The sequence below is a fragment of the Agarivorans sp. QJM3NY_29 genome, from assembly GCF_050870835.2.
Taxonomy (GTDB): Bacteria; Pseudomonadota; Gammaproteobacteria; order Enterobacterales; family Celerinatantimonadaceae; genus Agarivorans.
This window is the reverse complement of sequence record NZ_CP194036.2, coordinates 1,234,694-1,254,532: the sequence shown is the minus strand read 5'-3', so window position 1 is coordinate 1,254,532 and position 19,839 is coordinate 1,234,694. Positions and strand designations below refer to the sequence as shown.

The following is a 19,839-nucleotide window of genomic DNA, read 5'->3' as shown; positions in this document are numbered from 1 at the left end:
ACCAATTAACCACCAAAGTCATCAAGTAGAATGTTTTCATCTTCAACACCGAGCTCTTTAAGCATATTAATCACCGCAGCATTCATCACCGGAGGACCACACATATAGTATTCGCAGTCTTCAGGCGCATCGTGGTCTCGTAGATAGTTTTCAAACAAGACATTATGAATAAAGCCAGTTTTACCTTCCCAGTCATCTCCCGGTTGCGGATCAGACAAGGCGACATGCCACTCGAAGTTTTCATTCTCGCGAGCCAGCATATCAAAATCTTCTTCATAGAAAATCTCTCGACGAGAACGAGCCCCGTACCAGAAGCTAATCTTACGCTTAGAGCTAAGACGCTTAAGCTGATCGAAGATATGCGAACGCATTGGCGCCATACCTGCACCACCACCAATAAACACCATTTCTGCTTCGGTATCTTTGGCAAAGAACTCACCAAATGGCCCAGAAATTGTGACTTTATCACCCGCTTTTAAGTTAAAGATAAACGATGACATTTTACCACAGGGTAGGCTCATGTTGTTTGGCGGCGGCGTTGCAATCCGCACGTTCAACATAATAATACCTTCTTCCTCTGGGTAGTTGGCCATTGAGTAAGCTCGAATGGTCTCGTCATCTACTTTTGATTCTAAATTAAAGAAGCCAAAGTGTTCCCAATCGCCACGATACTGCTCTTCAATATCAAAATCTGAATATTTTACATGGTGGGCCGGCGCTTCAATTTGAATATAACCACCCGCACGAAACGGAACTGACTCACCATCAGGGATCTGCAACTTCAACTCTTTAATGAAAGTAGCTTTGTTGTCATTAGAGATAACTTCGCAAGCCCATTTTTTTACCCCAAAAATTTCTTCGGGTAAAGAGATCTTCATGTCTTGCTTGACGTTCACCTGACAAGCCAAACGCATGCCATCTGCCGCATCTCGCTTACTAATATGATCAAGCTCGGTGGGTAAAATATCACCACCACCTTCATGAATATGCACATGACACTGGCCACATGAGCCACCACCGCCACAAGCCGATGATACAAAAATGCCTGAATTACCCAGTACACCCAACAATTTATTACCCGCCTGAGTAGTAATTGCCTTGGCTGGATCATCATTAATAAGAATTTGTATGTCACCAGAACTTACCAGCTTCGACTTAGCAAACAAAATGATTGTCACTAAAGCCAAGACAAGCAAGGTAAACATAGTTACGCCGAGAATAATTTCCATCGACTAATTTTCCTTGTAGTTATTGGCCGTCTTAAAGCTGAACGCCCGAGAACGACATAAACGCCATCGCCATCAAACCCGCGGTAATAAAGGTAATCCCTAAACCACGTAAGCCATCAGGCACATCTGAATACTTCATTTTTTCACGAATACCCGCTAAAGCAACAATCGCTAACATCCAGCCAATACCACTACCGATACCATACACAGCGGACTCAGCTAAGCTGTACTCACGTTGCACCATGAATGAAACACCACCAAAGATGGCACAGTTCACAGTAATCAGTGGTAGGAAAATACCCAAGGCTTGATACAGTGCAGGAAAGTATTTATCCAATACCATCTCAAGAATTTGTACTAACGCAGCAATTACCCCAATAAAGGTAATGAAGCCAAGGAAGCTTAGATCGGCATCGGGTAAACCAGCCCAATCCAGCGCGCCAGGTGCTAACAAATTGAAATAGATAATTTGGTTTACCGGTACCGAAATACCCAGAACCACGGTGACCGCGACCCCTAAACCAAAGGCTGTTTTAACTTTCTTTGAAACGGCTAGGAAAGTACACATCCCTAACAAGAAAGCCAGCGCCATATTTTCAATAAAAATAGAGCGCACTAACAAACTAATATAATGTTCCACGCGCCTACTCCTTCGGCTCTACTTGTTCTGGATAAATGCTACGCAATCCCCAGATTAATAAACCAATCACAAAGAATGCTGATGCGGGCAGTAATAACAAGCCGTTAGGTTGATACCAACCGCCGTTATTAATCAATGGTAAGATTTCAATCCCAAATAACGAACCAGAACCGAATAGTTCTCGAATCACACCGACCGACATCAATACCGCACCGTAACCCAGGCCATTCCCAATACCATCGAGAAAAGACTTCAATGGTGGCTCTTTCATGGCAAATGCTTCGGCACGCCCCATCACAATACAGTTGGTAATAATCAAGCCAACAAATACCGAAAGTTGTTTGGAGATATCATAAACCACAGCTTTCAATACTTGGTCAACCACAATCACCAAGGAGGCAATAATTGCCATTTGCACGATAATCCGCACACTGCTTGGAATATGATTCCGAATCATCGAAATAAACAGGTTAGAAAAGGCTGTTACCAGCATAACCGCAATGGTCATTACAAATGCCGTTTCTAATTTGCTGGTCACTGCTAACGCTGAACAAACACCCAACACTTGCAATGCGATGGGGTTATTGGCGATAACTGGGCCAAATAAAACTTTTTTGGTTTCCTTAGCATCAGCCATTGATTAGCTCTCCTTGTTGCAATTTGGTCAGGAACTTACCGAAGCCTTTGTCACTTAACCAAAATTTAAAGGTGTTATCGACCCCCTTACTCGTAAGGGTCGCACCTGATAAACCATCGACCTCAGAGGGTGAGTCTGCAGGAGCAGTCCCTTTAATCACGGTAATCGCTGCTTGACCGCCAGCATCATATAGCTTCTTGCCAACAAATTTGGCTTGCCAACGTGGATTAGCCACCTCACCACCAAGTCCCGGTGTCTCACCCTGGTCATAATAAACCAGCGCATCGACCGTATTACCGTCTGGCTGTACCGCCAAGAAGGCATACATCGTTGACCACAAGCCACGACCATGCAAGGGTAAAATCACTCGGTCAATGGTTCCAGAAGACGTTTTTACTAAGTAAACACTGGCAAAATTAGAACGACGTATAATACCTGCAATGTCTTCATCGCCCGGCATCCGAATACTGGTACTCGGATCTTTAGCAGCCTTGCGTTGTTCAAAGGTATTTGGATTGACCTTATCTTTAGCGACGAAGCTTCCGGTATCTAAATCAATCACGCGCGGTTCAATGACTTCAGCATAAACGTCTGCCACCTTACGACCATCGAGGGCCACCCCAGATACCGCTAAAATATTCTTCTGCTTATCTTCCAATGCGTTTTGCTGCTGCATGCCACGCAAACCTACAGCTGCCAGCGAGACCACAATAGAACACACTAAACTAACGCCAATAACAACCTTAATGGTTTTGGCTAAGGAATCATTACTGGCCATCGCGAGCAAGCCTCCGTTTGATATTGGCTTGAACTACAAAGTAGTCGAAGATTGGAGCAAATAAATTGGCGAACAAAATAGCTAACATCATACCTTCGGGGAAAGCTGGGTTCACGACTCGAATAAGCACCACCATCAAGCCGATAAGCCCGCCATACCACCACTTACCTTTATTAGTAAACGATGCCGATACTGGGTCTGTGGCCATAAAGAACATACCTAAGGCAAAACCACCAAGTACCAAATGCCAATGCGGGGGTAATTGGAACATCATATTGCTATCTGAACCAATAACATTCAACAACAAGCTGGTTGCGACCATTCCCGCCAATACACCCGCTACAATTCGCCACGAAGCGATACGAGTGAAAATGAGGAACAATCCGCCCAAAGCCAGTAAGAAAGTTGAAGTTTCACCACTAGAACCTTGAATAAAGCCAAAAAATGCATCGCTCCAAGAAATGCCTTGCGCTGCTAAACCGTCGATACCTTGAGCGGCAACCACACTGAGTGGTGTCGCGCCAGAATAACCATCCACAGCGGTCCAAACTGCATCTCCAGATATCGCGGTTGGATATGCGAAGAACAAGAACGCACGCCCCGCTAAAGCAGGATTAAGGAAGTTCTTTCCGGTGCCTCCAAACACTTCTTTCGCAACAACTACGCCAAAAGTAACCCCCAGTGCCACCTGCCATAAAGGCATCGTCACTGGCAAAGTTAAAGCAAACAAAATAGAGGTCACAAAAAAACCTTCGTTAACCTCATGGCCGCGTACCGAGGCAAATAAAACTTCCCAGAATCCACCCACCACAAATGCGGTTAAGTAAATCGGTAGGAAGAATACCGCGCCATAGAGCATCGATGCTATCCAACCGGCATCTGCGCCCATCGGCACGCCGAGCAAACCAAGTAACGCAATATGCCAATCGTCAGGAGCCGAGTAACCCGCAATAATGGCTTCATTCGCTTGCATTCCGGCATTATACATACCAAAAAACATAGCGGGCATTAGTGCCGCCCACACAAAAATCATGATCCGTTTTAAATCAATTGCATCACGAACGTGGGTATTTTTGTTGGTCACTAAACCCGGTGAATATAAAAAGGTGGCGGTGGCTTCATAAAGCGCGAACCACTTTTCATGTTTACCGCCAGGTAGAAACTGAGGTTCGATTTTTTCAATAAAATGCTTAAGACTCATGCTTAACCTTCCTTCTCAATCTTGGTCAAACAATCACGTAACACGCTACCGTATTCGTATTTGCCGGGACATACAAAGGTACATAGCGCTAAATCTTCTTCATCAAGCTCTAAGCAACCAAGTTGTTGCGCACTATCACTATCATTTGACAATAGGTCTCGAAGTAACAATGTTGGCAAAATATCTAAGGGCATCACCCGCTCATATTGACCAATCGGCACCATGGCACGGGCGCTACCGCCAGTAGTCGTGGTGAACGAGAACAACTTACTTTTATTCAGACCAGAGACGAATATACGCGCTAAGGAGAACTTATTGGTGCCGGGTACAGCCCAGCCCATAAACTCTTTCTCATAACCTTCTTCTAAAGCCACAACCTGTTGATGGTAACGGCCTAGGAAACAATGCGGACCAACCGCATGATTGCCCAGCAATACACTGCCAGAAATCACTCGGTGCTCACCATCGACTAGTTCGCCATCAATCAATTGACTAATCTCGGCACCGAGTTCGGTGCGCAACAAGCGTGGTTCTTTGACCACCGGACCCGCTAAGGCAATCACTCGCTGATTATAAATTTTACCACTTTGCAGCAAATGCCCTATCGCAATCACGTCTTGATAAGAGACCGACCAAACGGTACGTTGTGCGCTTGCTGGTTTTAGCATGTGAATGTGAGTCCCCGCTAAACCTGCTGGATGCGGTCCTGCAAACACATGCTCTTCGACCCGAGCAGCATCCGACTTCGGCAAACTCACATTAGCCTTACAAACGAATATCTCTCCATCAGTTAAACGAGATAACACCCGTAATCCGGTAAGATAAGCACTTTCGTTCTGCGCAATCACAACCGTCGGATCCGCGGCTAAAGGATTGGTATCAATCGCGGTCACAAAAATTGCGGAAGGTGTTGAATCTATCGCTGGCACTTTACTAAATGGACGCGTTCTAAAACCGACCCATTGGCCAGAATTTACGAGTTTATCCACAAGTTCAGATCGCGCTACGCTATCAATTTCGGCATCGCTTAAAGCACCAAAATCAATACTGTCACCTGCCTGTTTCTCAATCACGACAGATTGTAATACCCGCTGCGCGCCGCGGTTAATATCTTGAATGGTTCCAGCGCAAGGAGCCGTAAATACAACGCCGGGGTTCTTCTTATCTTCGAACAACGTCTGACCTTGGCTTACCACATCACCCACTCGTACTTTCATTGTTGGACGCATGCCAACATAATCTTCGCCGAGTACAGCCACTCTGGTAACAATAGACGCGTCTACTATTTGCTGTTTGGGATCGCCTTTAATAGGCAGATCAAGTCCTTTATTTATTGTAATCATACTCTCTTACACATGTGTTGGGTCGGAAGACGAGCAATAACGCCTGTGTGAATTTTGCACTTAAATTTAAGTAATTAGCTAACAAGTCTTCGACAATTAACTAACAAGCCACAGAAAACGACTGTATTCTAGCACCAATCAACCCCAATTCTCCAAAGAAAAAGCCCAAAAATATAACCTATTCGACTTAAGTGTTACGAGCTTGTTATCAACCTTAAACAATGGGTTAGCTAATAACTTAACAAGAATCTTTTTAATAATTTGCGATAAGCACCTTAAATTTGCTTAACTTACGTTTATTCTAAACTGGTCGGAGCCAGTTTTAATTGATTATTTTTACTTACGCCAAATTGAAACCGTCGGTAACTGTTAAGCACCTTTGCAAAAGACGGGTCTTTGTTCGCAAGTTGTTCTATAACCGTCAAACTATAGTCTTTTAATTGCGCCAATACTTGTGGTGGGAACGGAACAATATCCACACCATGCTCATTAGCCAATATGGTTAATGCCTCCACATTGTAGACCACATACTCACTCAAAGTTTCTTGATTTACGACCTTGGTCGCATTCTCAATAATTCTTTTTAGATCATCGGGTAGTGTAGCAAAGGCTTCCTTATTGATAATAAATTCAAGGGTAGTGCTTGGCTCATGCCACCCCGGATAGTAGTAATACTTGGCAACTTTATGAAAGCCAAACGCCAAGTCATTATATGGGCCGACCCACTCCACCGCATCAATATCGCCGTCACGCAGCGCTTGATAAAGTTGATCCGCAGGTAAAGCCAAGGGCAAACCTCCAGCCATTTCCAGCACCTTGGCCCCTAATCCGGGAAGACGCATTTTCAACTGCTTGAAATCATCCATCGTGTTTATTTTTTTATTAAACCAGCCTCCCATCTGCGCATCGGTGTTTCCTCCGGGATAAGGCAGCAAATTATATGGCGCATAGAGTTCTCGCCATAGCGCCAAACCGCCGCCAAGGTACAACCAAGCATTCAGATCTTTAGCTGCCATCCCAAAAGGCAGCGCGCTAAAAAAAACAGCAGCTGGCAATCGGTCTTGCCAATAATAGGCCGCACTGTGGCCCATCTCGACCTTACCTTGAGCAACAACATCAAATACATCTAAGGCTGGATAAAGCTCCCCTGCACCATAGACACTTATTTGCATTCGCCCACCACTCATTGCATAGACTTCTTCAGCAAAACGTTCCGAGGTCACCCCAAGTCCCGGTAAATTTTTAGGCCATGAAGTTACCAAAGTCCATTTATATTGAGTTCGCTGCGCTGATTGACTATCACTCTGGTCACCATTACAAGCACTCAACAAAAAACCTAGAAATAGGCATTTAATATACACCCGCATAAAACAATCCTTATTTTAATGCTCATGTGTTTAAGCAACGCTTCGTGCAGAACGATTAACCACCACGACAGTTTGGTGATACTGGCACTTGCTGTTGTTTATCCCATCGTTCGGGGGTAAATACGTGGATTGCTAAAGCATGAATATCTTGCTTTAGTTCCTCAGCAAGAACTTTATTAACCTCTCGGTGACACTGAATACGAGTTTTTTCTTGAAATAGTTCACTAACAATCGTGACTTTGAAATGACTTTCAGAGCCTGCGGGCACATTGTGCATATGGCTCTCGTTAACCACCGCTAAGTACTCAGGTGAAAAATGCTGCTTTAATTTCTCGCTAACTTGTGTTTCAACCCGCATCTTCTATTCCTTCATAGATTCAATTGTTGGCATTGTATAACGAAAGGTTAAATTGATCCTCGGCTGTTTTACTTTAAGCGCTTTTGGCAAACTATGTTGCCACTGCTGTTGAGACAAACCATTCATCAATAATAAATCACCAGATCCAAGCAGATACTGCAGCTTAGATCTGGTGGATTTGTCACGGAAAACAAAACGCCGGGACGCGCCTAAGCTTAATGAAGCGATAATCGGTCGTAGACCTAATTGGGCTTCATTATCACTATGCCAGCCCATATAGTCGTGACCGTCACGGTATAAATTCACCAAAGCACTATTAAAACGCTGCCCTGTATGCTGCTGCAATGCAGCCTTTATTGGTATTAAAAATTCAGGCCAAGTCAAAGGTTGTCGCCATTCTCCAGAATAGCGATACGCCGCCTCCGCATCACCTAACCAAACCGACAATCGGGGCTCCAAACAAGTCTTCCCAAATAAACGAATTTGATGCTGTTGCCAGGGCAATTCTGCAAGCAAAGATTGGAACAATCTATCCACATTTGCCGGACTTAACCAATGCTTATAAAGAATAATCTCATCTGACAACTGATTCACGACCTTTTCTGCGCCTTTCGTTTAGCCATTAACTTAGATACACTGCTGGCACGATTCAAGGCCAGCACGCTACCATTCCAATATGCATCAACAACTCATCATCGCTCCCGTAGAGTTAAACTTAGCTCGTTACCCAAAACAGTCTGCTGATGAGCTACGCGCTTGGAACGCTGCTGACGAATTATTGTTAGAGTATGCCTTTGAGCTTAGTACAAACCTTCAACATATTTTGCTGCTCAACGATGAATTTGGCGGCCTAGCCTGCGCACTCTTGGCTCACCCTAATTTACGCCATTGCCAAATCACTTGGTTGAGTGACTCCTTTATCGCCCAGCAAGCTTTAGCGCAAAATATTCAAGCTAATCAGCTTAATGGGGAAAGCATAAATATAATTAGTAGCATCGATGTCATGCCTCAAGCTGACTTAGTCCTAATGCGTTTACCCAAGAGCTTAAACTATCTGGAACACCAGCTCATTGCACTACAAAATGCCATGAATAACGCAAGCTTACTGGTTTGTGGCGTGATGCTCAAAGGATTGCCCAAATCGGTGTTTAATCTGTTTGAAAAACATCTCGGTGAAGTGAACACCTCGTTAGCGAAAAAGAAGGCCCGCCTCCTATTTAGTCACTATCAAGGTAAGTGCTCGAGCTCTCGCTATCCCAAAGCTTGGACGATAGAGGAATACCAGTGGCAACTGAATGATCACGCCAACGTATTTTGTTTCGCCAAATTCGACATTGGTACCCGCTTCATGCTACAACATTTGCCGCGAGGTGAGTTTGCCAGCGTTGTCGATTTAGGCTGTGGAAATGGTCTACTCGGCTTAAGAGCCCTAGAACTCTACCCCGAGGCCTCGGTCACCTTTGCCGACGAATCACTGATGGCTTTGGCCTCAGCAAAAAATAACGTACAACTGAATCATCCTGAGGCGCTTAATCGATGTGAGTTTATTCATGATAACGCTTTAGAACATCAAGCCGACAACTCTGCGGATCTGGTATTATGTAATCCGCCCTTCCATCAACAAAACACCATTTCTACTCATATTGCTCGGCAAATGTTTCGCGACGCCAAACGCTGTTTACGTAGCAATGGCATGCTCGCCGTCGTCGCAAATCGCCATTTGAGCTACCAAGCACTATTAAAATCTTACTTTGGTGGCTATAAGTTGCTGGCGAGCAATAACAAATTTGTTATCCTCGGTTGCACGAAACGTTAATTAACCAGAAAAGGTGAACCACTTGAAGAATCTATTTACATTGGTGATATTACTATTCGGCTTAAGCGCTTGTAGTAGTCGACCACAACAAGTGCAGTTAAATCCACAGGTACAACTGAGCGATGTCACCCAGCATTCCATTATTGCGGCGATTCATTCCCAAGATTTACGCCCAAATCGATTTTTAATCAGCATTCATCACGGTGATCAAGAGCAAGCCGAACTAATTGCCAGTGGCAGCAATTTACGTTCGTCCATTGAGCAGCAGCTTAGCGCAGCTTGGCAGCAACAAGGCCTGGGGTTTGTCCCCGCCTCACCCAACACAATCCGGGTAGATATTAACGAACTCGCCTCTCGTGTTGAGCAAGGGAGCGTAAAATACAGTGCCAGCACGACCATACGCATCAAAGTGACCGTAGACACCCCGACTAAAACTTTAGATAAGGAATTTCGCTCAATTCATACCAATGAAGGCGCCTTTAAAGTAGATGTAAATAAACAAGCCGAGGCAATGAATCAACAACTTTCTGAGTTATTAGCTGAAATCGCAAGTGACCCACAACTAATAGAAGTAATGGAGTATCAACCATGAATTGGCGTTTTTTCCGCAATACCCTGTTCACCATCAGTCTGGCACTTTTCAGCGTCGCCAGCTGGGCGCAAACAGTAAAGTTTGTGACTAATCTCGGTGAATTCCAATTACAGCTCAAACCACAACAAGCCCCAAAAACCGTGGCCAACTTTTTACGTTATGTCGAAGACGGTAGCTATAAAGGCACTTTGTTTCACCGCACCATTCCCGGCTTTATGGTACAAGCAGGCGGCTACTCTATTAATTATGAAGAAGTCGATAGCTACAAACCCATCGAAAATGAATCTAAAAATGGCTTAAACAACAAGCGTGGCACCGTAGCGATGGCACGAACCAATGATCCCAATAGCGCAACCCGCCAGTTTTTTGTCAATGTTGTTGATAACCCCTACCTCGATGGCAGCCCTAAAAAATTCGGTTATGCGGTATTTGCCGAAGTCATTTCTGGTATGGATGTCATCGATAAGATAGTCAATCAACCCACAAAAACTGGTCCCGTCCCAGGGATGCGTAACGTACCAGTCCAGAAAGTGATCATCGAAGACGTGGTATTAATAGACCCATCTCAACCTTAATAATTCTGTTACAACACAACTGAGCAGTAAATGAACTCATCGCCAACTTGGTCACAGACCTTTCGTTCTTATTTAGATAAACGACTGCTATGGGTATTTATGCTCGGTTGTGCCAGCGGTTTTCCTTGGGTCCTGATTGGCTCAAACATGTCTGGCTGGCTCACTGATGCAGGACTCACCCGTTCTGCCATCGGCTACTTTGGCTCGGTGTTCATTGTTTATGCCATTAACTTTCTATGGGCGCCCTTAGTCGACCGAGTTAAATTGCCACTATTTCATCGCTGGCTTGGCCAACGCCGAAGTTGGATTTTTTGCTGTCAAGCTATCGTCTTGATATGCACCTTTGCTATCGCAAAGTTTAACCCAGCCAATAGTTTAATGGTCACATCGATGCTAGCCCTGTGTATCGCCACGGCTTCTGCTACCCAAGACATCGCTATCGATGCCTTTCGCATCGATAGTTTTAGCAAAGCCGATTCGCATCGCTTGCCCCAAGCCTCGGCCATGGCGGTCATCGGTTGGTGGACAGGATATTCACTTCCCGGATACTTAGCGTTTATTAACGCCGATGCTATTGGTTGGAATGGTGTCTATTTAGGGATGTGTGGCATCGTAGCGTTGCTCATGTTATTTACCCTGTTGGTTAAAGAACCCATCACCGATCGGGATGCTCTGCAACAACAAGCGGAACAACGGCACGCCCAGTATCTTGGTACCCATTCACCGATTGTCGCGTGGCTCACGGTGACCGTGGCCGAACCGTTTATCGACTTCTTTCGTCGCAACGGCGTGCGAGTTGCGATCACCCTACTGATGTTTGTTTTTCTATTTAAAATTGGCGAAGCGTTTTTAGGGCGCATGTCGATCCCCTTCTATCGGGAAATTGGCTTTAGTAATGAGCAAATTGGTCATTACTCTAAACTCATTGGTTGGGGGGCAACGGTATTATTTACTTTAGTCGGTAGTGCCTTCAACGTGCGTTTTGGCGTGATAAAAGGACTCATGTTAGGCGGCGTTGCGATGGCAAGCAGCAACTTAATGTTTGCCTGGATAGCCTCTACGGGTCCAGACGAGCAGTTGTTTTTGGCCACCATCATCGTCGACAACTTTACCAGTGCCTTTGCCACCGTCGCCTTTGTCTCGTTTTTAACCACATTAACTGGCCAAGCTTTTTCAGCCACTCAATATGCGCTGCTCGCCTCTTTAGGTAACCTAGGCCGAACCACCCTCGCCTCCTTCAGTGGCTCGCTGGCCGATATGCTCAACTCTTGGCCACTGTTCTTTGTTCTCACAGCTATAATGGTCGTGCCGAGCCTCATCATGCTGATTAGCCTACGCGGTTATTTTGGACGGATATTGCAAGATAATCACGACAGCAAACACTAATACCAATCTGATAGATAATATGATCAGCTTATTACGCCGAATAAATCTGCCAAGAACCAAGTATGAAGTACAGTAACTAGTGGCTCTAATTACAAGATACATAACACAGTTCGTGCTGATTTAGGCCAGTAAGAATCAACAGATGATGAGTTAGCTTGGTATGGGCATCCCCATAAGGACTACCGACTAGATCCTATAATAAGATGCGCCCCAAATTGCGTCGATGGTATCCAACCCAAAAGCGGTAGGCGGGCTAGCTCCAAGATGAGAAAGTGTTGACCTTTAGTGGCGAATGTAAATTTAAGACAAAGCGGAATGTTGCACCAAAATGCAAGCCGACCGATGGAAGCAAAGACTCACTCACCATCGGTTCTAGCTCGGGAAATTATAGGGCTAAATCAACCTGCACAGGACAATGATCGGAGCCCATCACCTCATTAAGAATATCGGCATCACTCACCTTATCAGCAAAAGCCTCAGAGACAAGGAAGTAATCAATTCTCCAGCCAATGTTACGGCCACGAGCACCAGCTCGATAGCTCCACCAGCTGTATTTAACTTCATCTTGCTTCTTCAGGCGGAAGGTATCGACAAAACCTGCGGCAGTTAAATTATCAATGCCATCGATCTCGGCCTGCATATAACCAGCACTTTTATTGTAATTTGGCTTGGGCCGAGCCAAATCGATGTCTTTGTGGGCCACATTTAAGTCACCGCAAACTAACACGGGCTTACGCGCTTCGAGGCTCTTCAAGTAGCTTAAAAAGTCCGCATCCCACTGTTGGCGATAATCTAAACGCTTTAATTCGCTGCCCGAATTGGGTGTATATACAGTAACCAGAATGAACTCTTGGTATTCGGCTGCAATCACCCGACCTTCTTGGTCGTGTTCTTCAATCCCCATGTCGTATTCAACAGCAAGCGGTTTTTCTTTACTCAGAATCGCAGTACCAGAGTAGCCTTTTTTCACCGCCGAGTTACTGTAAATATGATAGCCTTGCAAGGATTCCAGAGCGGCCAATACTTGATCGTCTTGGGCCTTGGTTTCTTGTAAACACAAGACATCGGTTTGCATCGCCTCGAAAAAGGACATAAAGTCCTTTTTCATCACCGCCCTGATCCCATTCACATTCCACGAAACTAAGCGCATTCGCCCTTCCTTTAGATAATTAAAAGTGGTTTTCAACAACGCCTACAGGCGACACTGAATCAAATAAGAGCTTTATTGTAGCAGGCTTAACTCAGGCTAAAAAACCTTAAAATAAACACGGCTTAGGTACATATAAAAGCCGTGCAGAGGTTTGGCTTGGCGAATCAACTCACCAAGCAGGCGTGCTTGCAATGCGCGCCTCAATTTATAAAATAATATGCGGCAGATAACGACTCATGTCTTGGGTAACTAAGCTGCTATCTTCTCGGATCGACATGCCTGCAGCCTGATCATCTACCAGCCAACTACCAATTAAAGTGTAATTTTCAGCAAATTTAGGTAACTGGTGCAGCGCCTGATAAATATAACCCTCTTCCCCATAGGGACCTGGCGTATGCTCTATTTCAGCGTCGCCATGCAAGATGGATATATTTGAGCCTTCACGAGAAAAAATTGGTTTTTTCACCATGCCCTTACTGAAATTCGCCTGTTTCACTTCATCTTCAAAAAAAGCCGGGAGTAGATTGGGGTGGCCGGGGAACATCTTCCACAACATCGGCAACAGGGCTTTATTCGACAGAATGCTTTTCCAAGGCGGTTCCAACCAACGAATATTTTGTTGCCCGAGATGCTCACCAAATTGCTCATCTAACATAAATTCCCAAGGATAGAGCTTAAACATCCAGCTGATTACCTCATCATCAAGATTAGTAAAGCGCTGCTCCCTATCCATGCCAATATCTTCGACAAATACAAACTTGGTCTCAAGGCCTGCGGCAATGGCGCAGTCTTCTAAATATTGCACCGTGCCTCGATCTTCATCAGTGTCTTTACAACAGGAAAAATGCAATACCCGATCGGGCGTTAAGTATTGTAAATCACTAAAGCGGTTAACCAACTTTTCCTGAAGGCTATTAAACTGATCACTATTTGGGTTCAATTGCCCATGATCAACCTTGTCTTTAAGCCACAACCATTGCCAAAAGCCAGTCTCGTATACCGAGGTTGGCGTGTCGGCATTGTTCTCGTATAACTTCGCGTCGCCTTTACCGTCGTAGCAAAAATCTAGTCGCGAATATAAACAGGGATCGCCTTTTAACCAGGATTGTCGAACGAAATCCCAGTGCTTTTCAGGTATACAAAAACGCCGCATTAACTGTTCATCGTGAACCACCTTCGCGACGACTTCAAGGCACATTTGGTGGATAGCTTCGGTGGGCGCTTCGATACCACGCTCAACTTGCTCAAGGGTGAATTGATAATAGGCCGACTCATCCCAATACTTGTCACCATACATGGTGTGGTAGTTAAAGCCATATTCTTTGGCTTGTTGCTGCCAATGCGGTCGTTCACCGGTGGGAACGCGTAGCACCCTTAACCACCCCAGCTCGATTTAGAGCCCCCCCAGGAAGACTTCGCCGAGGCCTTCGCCCCGAAGCCGCCACGAGAGACGGTTTTGGTTACAGTCGGTTTACTCTTATAAGCCGACTGTCCTACTTTATAGTTTCTCTGGCCAGCTTTACCAATCACCGAACCATCGGCAGTGATAATCGAATCGCGATAGGATGACCCCGGCTGATTATATTTATACACCGAGGATGGGCGGCTGGGATCCATCATCCGGCCAAATAAATAGCCGTACATCAACGGCATGAAGAAACCGCTACTGCTAGCTCGACAACCGTCATAACCAAAGCTTTCTTCACAGTCTTGGCGGCTACTATACTTAGGTGCAGTTCGCTCGGCTTCTAACTCCGCATTACGATAGACCGCTGCACATTGTTGCTCGTTAAAGGTCGTTTTAGTAACACAATCATCGATGGACTCAATCACAATCGCATCTTCTTGAGGCTCAGAACAGGCACTCAACATGGCTGCCGACACCGCCACGACTAGAGGTTTCACTATAAATGAAGGAGCGCTAACAGGGAGTTTGCGCATTGCCGATAAGTTAATAAACTTAGAACGTTTCATAGCGCCTCCTAGTAGGTCATGCAAGCTGCATTTAATAATCCTACCGACACACTGGTCGCGGCTAACATGATCCCAGCACTGACTTCGTTGGCTTCTATTCGCGACACAATGCCAGGGATAAATACAAAACGCACAATCACAAAAGCGGCAATTTGTGCCACTAAGGCAATGAGTCCCCACAGCGCATAATCAACAAAAGAAATAGAGTTACTGGCAGCGCCCGCTAAAGCTAAAGCAAAACCTAAAACAGCCCCACCAAAGGCGATGGCAGCACTGGTATTTTTGCCCTCCTTAATCAGCGCCCACTCGTCATGCGGCGTTACACGCACATAAATCACCTTAAATAACATCAAGAAAACAATAGATGCGATAAAGTAAATCGCAAAATTTGCGACGGCGAGTAATAGTTCCGATGATTCCATGTTCTGGTCCTTTATCCGTGAATAGTAATTTGGGTTGGTGAAATCGTCATGCCGGTGCTAATCACCAGGCAGCGTTCCAAAGCGTTATTGTTCAGCACCTCTTCGGCCGATAGAAACAGCGATTCCATTTCACCGCTAGGCAATTCACGCTCAAATAGCATAGTAAACTGGTCGGTGCTGGAAAAGTCCATATTATCCTGATAGGTCTTCTCTTCCATATGTACCGGATTATGATAATCGGTGGTCGAGGTCCATACCCGATGATATGTATGTCCTTCCAACTGATAAGTGTTTGCGCCAATTTCCTGCTTCAGCAAACGATCCCATTCGCTTTGATTAGCCACATCGAGGGTATCGTAGTAATGAAACATTTTCACATCCACCACATTTTCTTCACCTTCACCATTGGCTACCACTTGCAAGAAACCTTCATCATCGGTGTAAAAACGATAGATGGTCGTATCATCTAAGTCGACAATGCCTGCCGATTGAATAATTTGAGTGGGAGCGACCTGACTCACCACCATATCGGCCATCACTAACTTCAGTGCCAGCGCGTCCAGTTCAAAACTGCCACCCAACTTAAGCCCCATAATGGCGGGGGTCCCTGCATATTTGTCAGGTTCAGGCTTATGTCGACTAAACAAAGACTTAAACATAGCAACTATCCTATCTTCGGTGAATTAAAACACTCATCAGAGTTTAAGCGCCGCGCCGCAATATAATACAAGGCATCTCCTTGGTTGAGCGTGGTATCCAAACTCGGGTTCAGTTGTAAGTGCTGACTACCAGCCACTTTTAAACCAATAATGGTGGCCTGTAAGTTTTCTTTAAAATGCTGGAAGACATCGGAAAATGGCAGCGAAGATGAGTCCATATAGTGCACAGCATATTGGGTCATTCCGTGGGTAGTATCAAGTAACTGTTGATGAACCTGAGCCGAACCGGGATCCATCGCCGAGCGGGCTAACATTTCCACAGTAACCGATGGGATCACTTCAACCCGAGGGCAATGGCTGAGCAATAGTTCAGCAATGGTAGGGTCTTGTAAGTAGGCCGTCTTGTGACACTGCGGATTGAGCTTGGCACAATAGAGCGCGCAGGTCAGCGTCACATCGTCTTGCTCAGTATCAATAATAATTCTGCTCGCCTGGGCAAGATTAGTACGAGCCATGGTCTCAGCATGAGAAAAAGAGTCAACCTGCACAAACTCAATCTTACCGGGCAAAGGATTCTCTATATCGCTGTCGACACAGAGCAACACGGTCTCTGTAGAATCATTGGTCGCAGCAGTGAGTAGCTCGACTAGGCGCAATGTTCTGGCGCCATTCCAGCCAATAATCACAGTATGATTGGAGAGTTTCAACATGCGTTTCCCTCGTGCCCCTCTAGTGTAAATATCATTGATCACAAAACCGACTTTGGTAATCACCACCGCAAAGATACTGATCCCAATTGGAATAACCCACAAGCTGACAATTAAACGTCCCAGTGGCGTACTGGGCCCAAAATCGCCGTAGCCAACAGTCGATGCAGTCACCACTATCCAATATAGAAAGGTTTCACTATGAACTAAGGCGCGTTCGCCTACCAGCATTAAGCTGTAATAAGAAATGAGAACATACAATAGCACTGAGATGGCTATTGCGGTGCCGTTAGCACGAAAAAAAAGCGCCGAAAATAATCGGCGCACTTTATATAGCAGCACTTATTTTGCCTTTTTTTGGGCCAATATCTGCTTGAGTTTATCACTACCGGTGGATTGACCGCCAGGTTCAATGCCCGCTTGTTTGAGTCGCTCGTCTAAGTTACTACCACTATCTTCGGCGGCCAGCTCCTCAGCGGCAGAAAGCTCGGCACTGCGCAGCGCTTGTTTCTCTTTTATCCGCTCTAAACTGTCAAGTGCAGTTTTCACTTTAGAATTCGCACCCACATGATGTGAAGATCCCGCAACTTGAGCTTTTTGTAAAGACTCTGTCGCCTTCACCTGATCAATTTGGATCCCCAAACGTTTCACGCTGGCCTTGGCTTTAGCGATATTGCTCTTAAGCGACGTTTCGGTATTCAGGTAACTATTATAGATCTCTTGTTCAGTGGCTAATTGCACTTCCAAATTAGACACCCGCTCGGCACACTCAAGCGCCAAGGTTTCATCTCCTTTTTCACTCGCCGCAACCGCATGGTTGGTATAAGTATCGATATCTGCGCTTAAACTTTCAACCTTGGTTTGGGCTAACTTACGTTTCGCCATAATGGTGGTGAGGTTGCGATCGCAGGCTTCAAGCTCCGATTTAGCATCGCGTAACTCTTGGTCCAAAATCCGCATTGATTGGCTATCTGCGACAGCCTCTAAGCTTTCATTGGTCGCACCGCGAATGGCATTCCAAATACGTTTTAAGCTCATACTGATATCTCCTGCTGGGTAAACTCACTATACAATTCGATAAACTCACTCACATTCGAATAGAGGGTTTCTATTTCTTCAATGACGACAGCATCAACGCTTTGGGTTGATAAGGCACCAAATGCGGTGTAGTAATCTTTATCACCGATGCGTTTAATGCCAACGGCCGACAAGGGTAACAGGTGATGCGTGCGTAAAATCAAATCATTCAATTTCACACTATCGGTCACCGAATCGCAGCTAAACAAAACAACTTCAATTAGCATTTGTTGCTCACCAATGTAAGCAAAGGCATCGATACCTTCATCATTACTAATGCACAAACAACCACCTTCGCTATCAACACTCCAATCTGGATGTGCTTTAGCGAGTAATTCAAGTGATGCTGAATCCCACGACATAATTTTTCCTTATGTGTTAGTTATAGCTAACAAATATAGCAAGTTTGACTCTTGTGTCAACGTTTACTAACATTCGTTGCAGATAAATAAAAATAGAATGAGTTACCAAACGCGATGAACCCAGAACAGAGTATTAGAAATCGACAAGCCTTGCAGCCTTATAAAGATAGTATTAAGCGTTATATTCGTGCAGCGATGCAGTTAAAAGGCGTTCAATATAAATATTTATCCGATGAACTGGCTAAGCGCGATATCGAAATGAAGGAAGGGAACCTGCGTAGTAAGGTGTATGCGGGCACCCTACCAACCGATTTATTTATCGTATTAGTGGAAATTCTCGAAATGCCCGAGCATGCACTCCGCGATATTATTAGCCACAAAGATAAGAGTTTAGACGAGTGATCAAAGGCGTGCTCTGGCCTCGCAACATGAGCGGATTATATCACTTGGCAAACCAGGCGTTAGCCAGTGATGAATGAACGACACCAGCAAGCCGGCAAATACAAAAACGAATAGAACGGGGCAAGCATAACAAGCACACTCGCTACCACCAAGAGCTTAACATTGGCACAGCCCAATCTAGGTTGAACCTGTATTATCCACCTTTACCACAGTCTGCAAAGTGAGGCGAGTTGCAAAAGGAGTCATCGTAATTTCTGGCTGAGCCCAAACATAAAGGCCGCCAGTGGCACCCAACATTCAGCTCAGATCATAACTCCACTTTATAGAACAACGCCAACTAGATTTTTAAGTTCGTCGCAATAGTTTATTAGATATAAATAAGCGTTATTGAGGGATGAATAGCAATCTGATTCATTATACGAACAATGTATTGTGCAGCATAAATCTGCCGATAACGAGCCATGAAGAGCAGTCACTCGTGGCTCTAATTACTCGATACATCAAGCAGTTTACGGTGATGGAGTCCAGTGAGAATGAACCGATAATGACTTAGATTGGTATAACTAAATCTACGGTTAAAACAATCAACACCTCGCTTTAACCTAATTGCAATCATTGTTGGTAATACTAGCGACATGAGTGCCCTGTGAGTTATCCCCATGTTGAGTATTTGCCGCGCAGATCCCTTCAGTTCCGAGAGTCAAACCTTGATTAGCGCGCTTGCCGATTCGCTGCTTAAATTAAGCGGTAACCAAGCTGTTGAACAGTTCGATGAAACTGAATTTAATCACCACACAGGCGTCTTCTTACTGGTAAAAAACCAGGAGCAAGCCATTGCTTGCGGTGGATTTAGATATTTACAACCGGGCGTATGTGAAATTAAACGCCTGTTCTCTAATCAAGCGGGTGCAGGGACACTCGTGTTACAAGCGCTAGAACAGCTCGCTGTAGAGTTTGGGTATCAACAAATTAATTTGGCAACCCGCAAAGTTAATCATCAAGCGATACAATTTTATCAAAAGCATGGCTACCAAACGACAGCACCCTTTGGTCCTTATACGCGACATCAGCACTACCTCAGCTTGGCCAAATCATCTCAGCTTTTAGCACAGGCTGCCGTTCCCAAAAAAGCGCAGTGGCACTACCGCAACTGCGCTTAAACAA

23 protein-coding genes are annotated in these 19,839 nt (G+C 45.1%); 6 read left to right on the top strand and 17 right to left on the bottom strand.

Features of this window, described 5'->3' with window-relative positions:
* Window positions 1-5 precede the first annotated feature (5 nt).
* The 9 genes from nqrF to ACRRS0_RS05700 all read right to left on the bottom strand — a co-directional run bounded on the left by nqrF (window position 6) and on the right by ACRRS0_RS05700 (window position 8,147).
* Window positions 6-1,229, bottom strand: a complete 1,224-nt coding sequence (gene nqrF / locus ACRRS0_RS05740; protein WP_432454154.1) for an NADH:ubiquinone reductase (Na(+)-transporting) subunit F — start codon at window positions 1,227-1,229, stop codon at window positions 6-8.
* Between the two features lie 31 nt (window positions 1,230-1,260).
* Window positions 1,261-1,869, bottom strand: a complete 609-nt coding sequence (nqrE, locus tag ACRRS0_RS05735; protein WP_432454155.1) for an NADH:ubiquinone reductase (Na(+)-transporting) subunit E — start codon at window positions 1,867-1,869, stop codon at window positions 1,261-1,263.
* A gap of 4 nt (window positions 1,870-1,873) precedes the next feature.
* Window positions 1,874-2,506: an NADH:ubiquinone reductase (Na(+)-transporting) subunit D gene (locus ACRRS0_RS05730; RefSeq protein ID WP_432454156.1), complete on the bottom strand. Its 633-nt coding sequence runs from the start codon at window positions 2,504-2,506 to the stop codon at window positions 1,874-1,876.
* Window positions 2,499-3,284: a Na(+)-translocating NADH-quinone reductase subunit C gene (locus ACRRS0_RS05725; RefSeq protein WP_432454157.1), complete on the bottom strand. Its 786-nt coding sequence runs from the start codon at window positions 3,282-3,284 to the stop codon at window positions 2,499-2,501. Before ACRRS0_RS05725 ends, ACRRS0_RS05730 begins: the two co-directional genes overlap by 8 nt.
* Window positions 3,274-4,485 (bottom strand): NADH:ubiquinone reductase (Na(+)-transporting) subunit B, encoded by a 1,212-nt coding sequence (locus tag ACRRS0_RS05720; RefSeq protein WP_432454158.1) that lies wholly within the window; start codon window positions 4,483-4,485, stop codon window positions 3,274-3,276. The genes ACRRS0_RS05725 and ACRRS0_RS05720 overlap by 11 nt, the downstream gene beginning before the upstream one ends.
* A 2-nt stretch (window positions 4,486-4,487) precedes the next feature.
* The gene (locus tag ACRRS0_RS05715) at window positions 4,488-5,828 is read right to left on the bottom strand and encodes a Na(+)-translocating NADH-quinone reductase subunit A (protein WP_432454159.1); all 1,341 of its coding nucleotides are present in this window, start codon (window positions 5,826-5,828) and stop codon (window positions 4,488-4,490) included.
* 296 nt (window positions 5,829-6,124) lie between these two features.
* Window positions 6,125-7,195: a TRAP transporter substrate-binding protein gene (locus tag ACRRS0_RS05710; protein WP_432454160.1), complete on the bottom strand. Its 1,071-nt coding sequence runs from the start codon at window positions 7,193-7,195 to the stop codon at window positions 6,125-6,127.
* Window positions 7,196-7,250: 55 nt separating this feature from the next.
* Window positions 7,251-7,553, bottom strand: coding sequence for a BolA family protein (locus ACRRS0_RS05705; protein ID WP_432454161.1), 303 nt, complete (start codon window positions 7,551-7,553; stop codon window positions 7,251-7,253).
* A 3-nt stretch (window positions 7,554-7,556) separates the two neighbouring features.
* Window positions 7,557-8,147 carry an alpha-ketoglutarate-dependent dioxygenase AlkB family protein gene (locus ACRRS0_RS05700; protein ID WP_432454162.1) on the bottom strand — a complete coding sequence of 197 codons (591 nt, stop codon included), beginning with the start codon at window positions 8,145-8,147 and terminating at the stop codon, window positions 7,557-7,559.
* Window positions 8,148-8,229: 82 nt separating this feature from the next.
* Here ACRRS0_RS05700 and ACRRS0_RS05695 point away from each other — a divergent pair, with 82 nt between their 5' ends.
* The 4 genes from ACRRS0_RS05695 to ACRRS0_RS05680 are packed head-to-tail and all read left to right on the top strand — an operon-like array spanning window position 8,230 to window position 11,922.
* Window positions 8,230-9,369: a methyltransferase gene (locus tag ACRRS0_RS05695; protein ID WP_432454163.1), complete on the top strand. Its 1,140-nt coding sequence runs from the start codon at window positions 8,230-8,232 to the stop codon at window positions 9,367-9,369.
* A gap of 22 nt (window positions 9,370-9,391) precedes the next feature.
* Window positions 9,392-9,961: a YajG family lipoprotein gene (locus tag ACRRS0_RS05690; protein ID WP_432454164.1), complete on the top strand. Its 570-nt coding sequence runs from the start codon at window positions 9,392-9,394 to the stop codon at window positions 9,959-9,961.
* On the top strand, window positions 9,958-10,536 hold the full coding sequence (locus ACRRS0_RS05685) for a peptidylprolyl isomerase (RefSeq protein WP_432454165.1): 579 nt from the start codon (window positions 9,958-9,960) through the stop codon (window positions 10,534-10,536). Before ACRRS0_RS05690 ends, ACRRS0_RS05685 begins: the two co-directional genes overlap by 4 nt.
* A 30-nt stretch (window positions 10,537-10,566) precedes the next feature.
* Window positions 10,567-11,922, top strand: a complete 1,356-nt coding sequence (locus ACRRS0_RS05680) for an AmpG family muropeptide MFS transporter (RefSeq protein WP_432454166.1) — start codon at window positions 10,567-10,569, stop codon at window positions 11,920-11,922.
* Between the two features lie 385 nt (window positions 11,923-12,307).
* Here ACRRS0_RS05680 and ACRRS0_RS05675 read toward each other — a convergent pair whose 3' ends face one another.
* From ACRRS0_RS05675 to ACRRS0_RS05640, 8 genes are all read right to left on the bottom strand, one after another.
* A complete protein-coding gene (locus ACRRS0_RS05675) occupies window positions 12,308-13,072 on the bottom strand; it encodes an exodeoxyribonuclease III (protein WP_432454167.1) in 765 nt (254 codons plus the stop codon).
* A gap of 205 nt (window positions 13,073-13,277) precedes the next feature.
* Window positions 13,278-14,444 (bottom strand): glutathionylspermidine synthase family protein, encoded by a 1,167-nt coding sequence (locus ACRRS0_RS05670; RefSeq protein ID WP_432454168.1) that lies wholly within the window; start codon window positions 14,442-14,444, stop codon window positions 13,278-13,280.
* A 2-nt stretch (window positions 14,445-14,446) separates the two neighbouring features.
* Window positions 14,447-15,046: a DUF1190 domain-containing protein gene (locus tag ACRRS0_RS05665; protein WP_432454169.1), complete on the bottom strand. Its 600-nt coding sequence runs from the start codon at window positions 15,044-15,046 to the stop codon at window positions 14,447-14,449.
* 8 nt (window positions 15,047-15,054) lie between these two features.
* The gene (locus ACRRS0_RS05660) at window positions 15,055-15,468 is read right to left on the bottom strand and encodes a DUF350 domain-containing protein (RefSeq protein WP_432454170.1); all 414 of its coding nucleotides are present in this window, start codon (window positions 15,466-15,468) and stop codon (window positions 15,055-15,057) included.
* Between the two features lie 11 nt (window positions 15,469-15,479).
* The gene (locus ACRRS0_RS05655) at window positions 15,480-16,127 is read right to left on the bottom strand and encodes a YjfK family protein (protein ID WP_432454171.1); all 648 of its coding nucleotides are present in this window, start codon (window positions 16,125-16,127) and stop codon (window positions 15,480-15,482) included.
* Between the two features lie 5 nt (window positions 16,128-16,132).
* Window positions 16,133-17,176: an ion channel gene (locus ACRRS0_RS05650; protein ID WP_432454172.1), complete on the bottom strand. Its 1,044-nt coding sequence runs from the start codon at window positions 17,174-17,176 to the stop codon at window positions 16,133-16,135.
* Complete coding sequence (locus ACRRS0_RS05645; RefSeq protein WP_432454173.1) at window positions 17,177-17,872, bottom strand: PspA/IM30 family protein; 696 nt, start codon at window positions 17,870-17,872, stop codon at window positions 17,177-17,179.
* Complete coding sequence (locus ACRRS0_RS05640; protein ID WP_432454174.1) at window positions 17,869-18,273, bottom strand: DUF2170 family protein; 405 nt, start codon at window positions 18,271-18,273, stop codon at window positions 17,869-17,871. The genes ACRRS0_RS05645 and ACRRS0_RS05640 overlap by 4 nt, the downstream gene beginning before the upstream one ends.
* Before the next feature lie 114 nt (window positions 18,274-18,387).
* On the opposite strand from ACRRS0_RS05640, the gene ACRRS0_RS05635 reads away from it, so the two are divergent.
* Window positions 18,388-18,675, top strand: coding sequence for a DUF6471 domain-containing protein (locus ACRRS0_RS05635; protein WP_432454175.1), 288 nt, complete (start codon window positions 18,388-18,390; stop codon window positions 18,673-18,675).
* Window positions 18,676-19,334: 659 nt separating this feature from the next.
* Window positions 19,335-19,835, top strand: a complete 501-nt coding sequence (locus ACRRS0_RS05630; RefSeq protein ID WP_432454176.1) for a GNAT family N-acetyltransferase — start codon at window positions 19,335-19,337, stop codon at window positions 19,833-19,835.
* Window positions 19,836-19,839: the final 4 nt, after the last annotated feature.

Excerpts from the sequence above, each read along its gene's own strand:
- nqrF (WP_432454154.1), bottom strand. The coding sequence starts at position 1,229 with ATGGAAATTATTCTCGGCGTAACTATGTTTACCTTGCTTGTCTTGGCT.
- ACRRS0_RS05730 (WP_432454156.1), bottom strand. The coding sequence starts at position 2,506 with ATGGCTGATGCTAAGGAAACCAAAAAAGTTTTATTTGGCCCAGTTATC.
- ACRRS0_RS05725 (WP_432454157.1), bottom strand. The coding sequence starts at position 3,284 with ATGGCCAGTAATGATTCCTTAGCCAAAACCATTAAGGTTGTTATTGGC.
- ACRRS0_RS05720 (WP_432454158.1), bottom strand. The coding sequence starts at position 4,485 with ATGAGTCTTAAGCATTTTATTGAAAAAATCGAACCTCAGTTTCTACCT.
- ACRRS0_RS05715 (WP_432454159.1), bottom strand. The coding sequence starts at position 5,828 with ATGATTACAATAAATAAAGGACTTGATCTGCCTATTAAAGGCGATCCC.
- ACRRS0_RS05710 (WP_432454160.1), bottom strand. The coding sequence starts at position 7,195 with ATGCGGGTGTATATTAAATGCCTATTTCTAGGTTTTTTGTTGAGTGCT.
- ACRRS0_RS05705 (WP_432454161.1), bottom strand. The coding sequence starts at position 7,553 with ATGCGGGTTGAAACACAAGTTAGCGAGAAATTAAAGCAGCATTTTTCA.
- ACRRS0_RS05695 (WP_432454163.1), top strand. The coding sequence starts at position 8,230 with ATGCATCAACAACTCATCATCGCTCCCGTAGAGTTAAACTTAGCTCGT.
- ACRRS0_RS05685 (WP_432454165.1), top strand. The coding sequence starts at position 9,958 with ATGAATTGGCGTTTTTTCCGCAATACCCTGTTCACCATCAGTCTGGCA.
- ACRRS0_RS05680 (WP_432454166.1), top strand. The coding sequence starts at position 10,567 with ATGAACTCATCGCCAACTTGGTCACAGACCTTTCGTTCTTATTTAGAT.
- ACRRS0_RS05675 (WP_432454167.1), bottom strand. The coding sequence starts at position 13,072 with ATGCGCTTAGTTTCGTGGAATGTGAATGGGATCAGGGCGGTGATGAAA.
- ACRRS0_RS05665 (WP_432454169.1), bottom strand. The coding sequence starts at position 15,046 with ATGAAACGTTCTAAGTTTATTAACTTATCGGCAATGCGCAAACTCCCT.
- ACRRS0_RS05660 (WP_432454170.1), bottom strand. The coding sequence starts at position 15,468 with ATGGAATCATCGGAACTATTACTCGCCGTCGCAAATTTTGCGATTTAC.
- ACRRS0_RS05655 (WP_432454171.1), bottom strand. The coding sequence starts at position 16,127 with ATGTTTAAGTCTTTGTTTAGTCGACATAAGCCTGAACCTGACAAATAT.
- ACRRS0_RS05645 (WP_432454173.1), bottom strand. The coding sequence starts at position 17,872 with ATGAGCTTAAAACGTATTTGGAATGCCATTCGCGGTGCGACCAATGAA.
- ACRRS0_RS05640 (WP_432454174.1), bottom strand. The coding sequence starts at position 18,273 with ATGTCGTGGGATTCAGCATCACTTGAATTACTCGCTAAAGCACATCCA.
- ACRRS0_RS05635 (WP_432454175.1), top strand. The coding sequence starts at position 18,388 with ATGAACCCAGAACAGAGTATTAGAAATCGACAAGCCTTGCAGCCTTAT.
- ACRRS0_RS05630 (WP_432454176.1), top strand. The coding sequence starts at position 19,335 with ATGTTGAGTATTTGCCGCGCAGATCCCTTCAGTTCCGAGAGTCAAACC.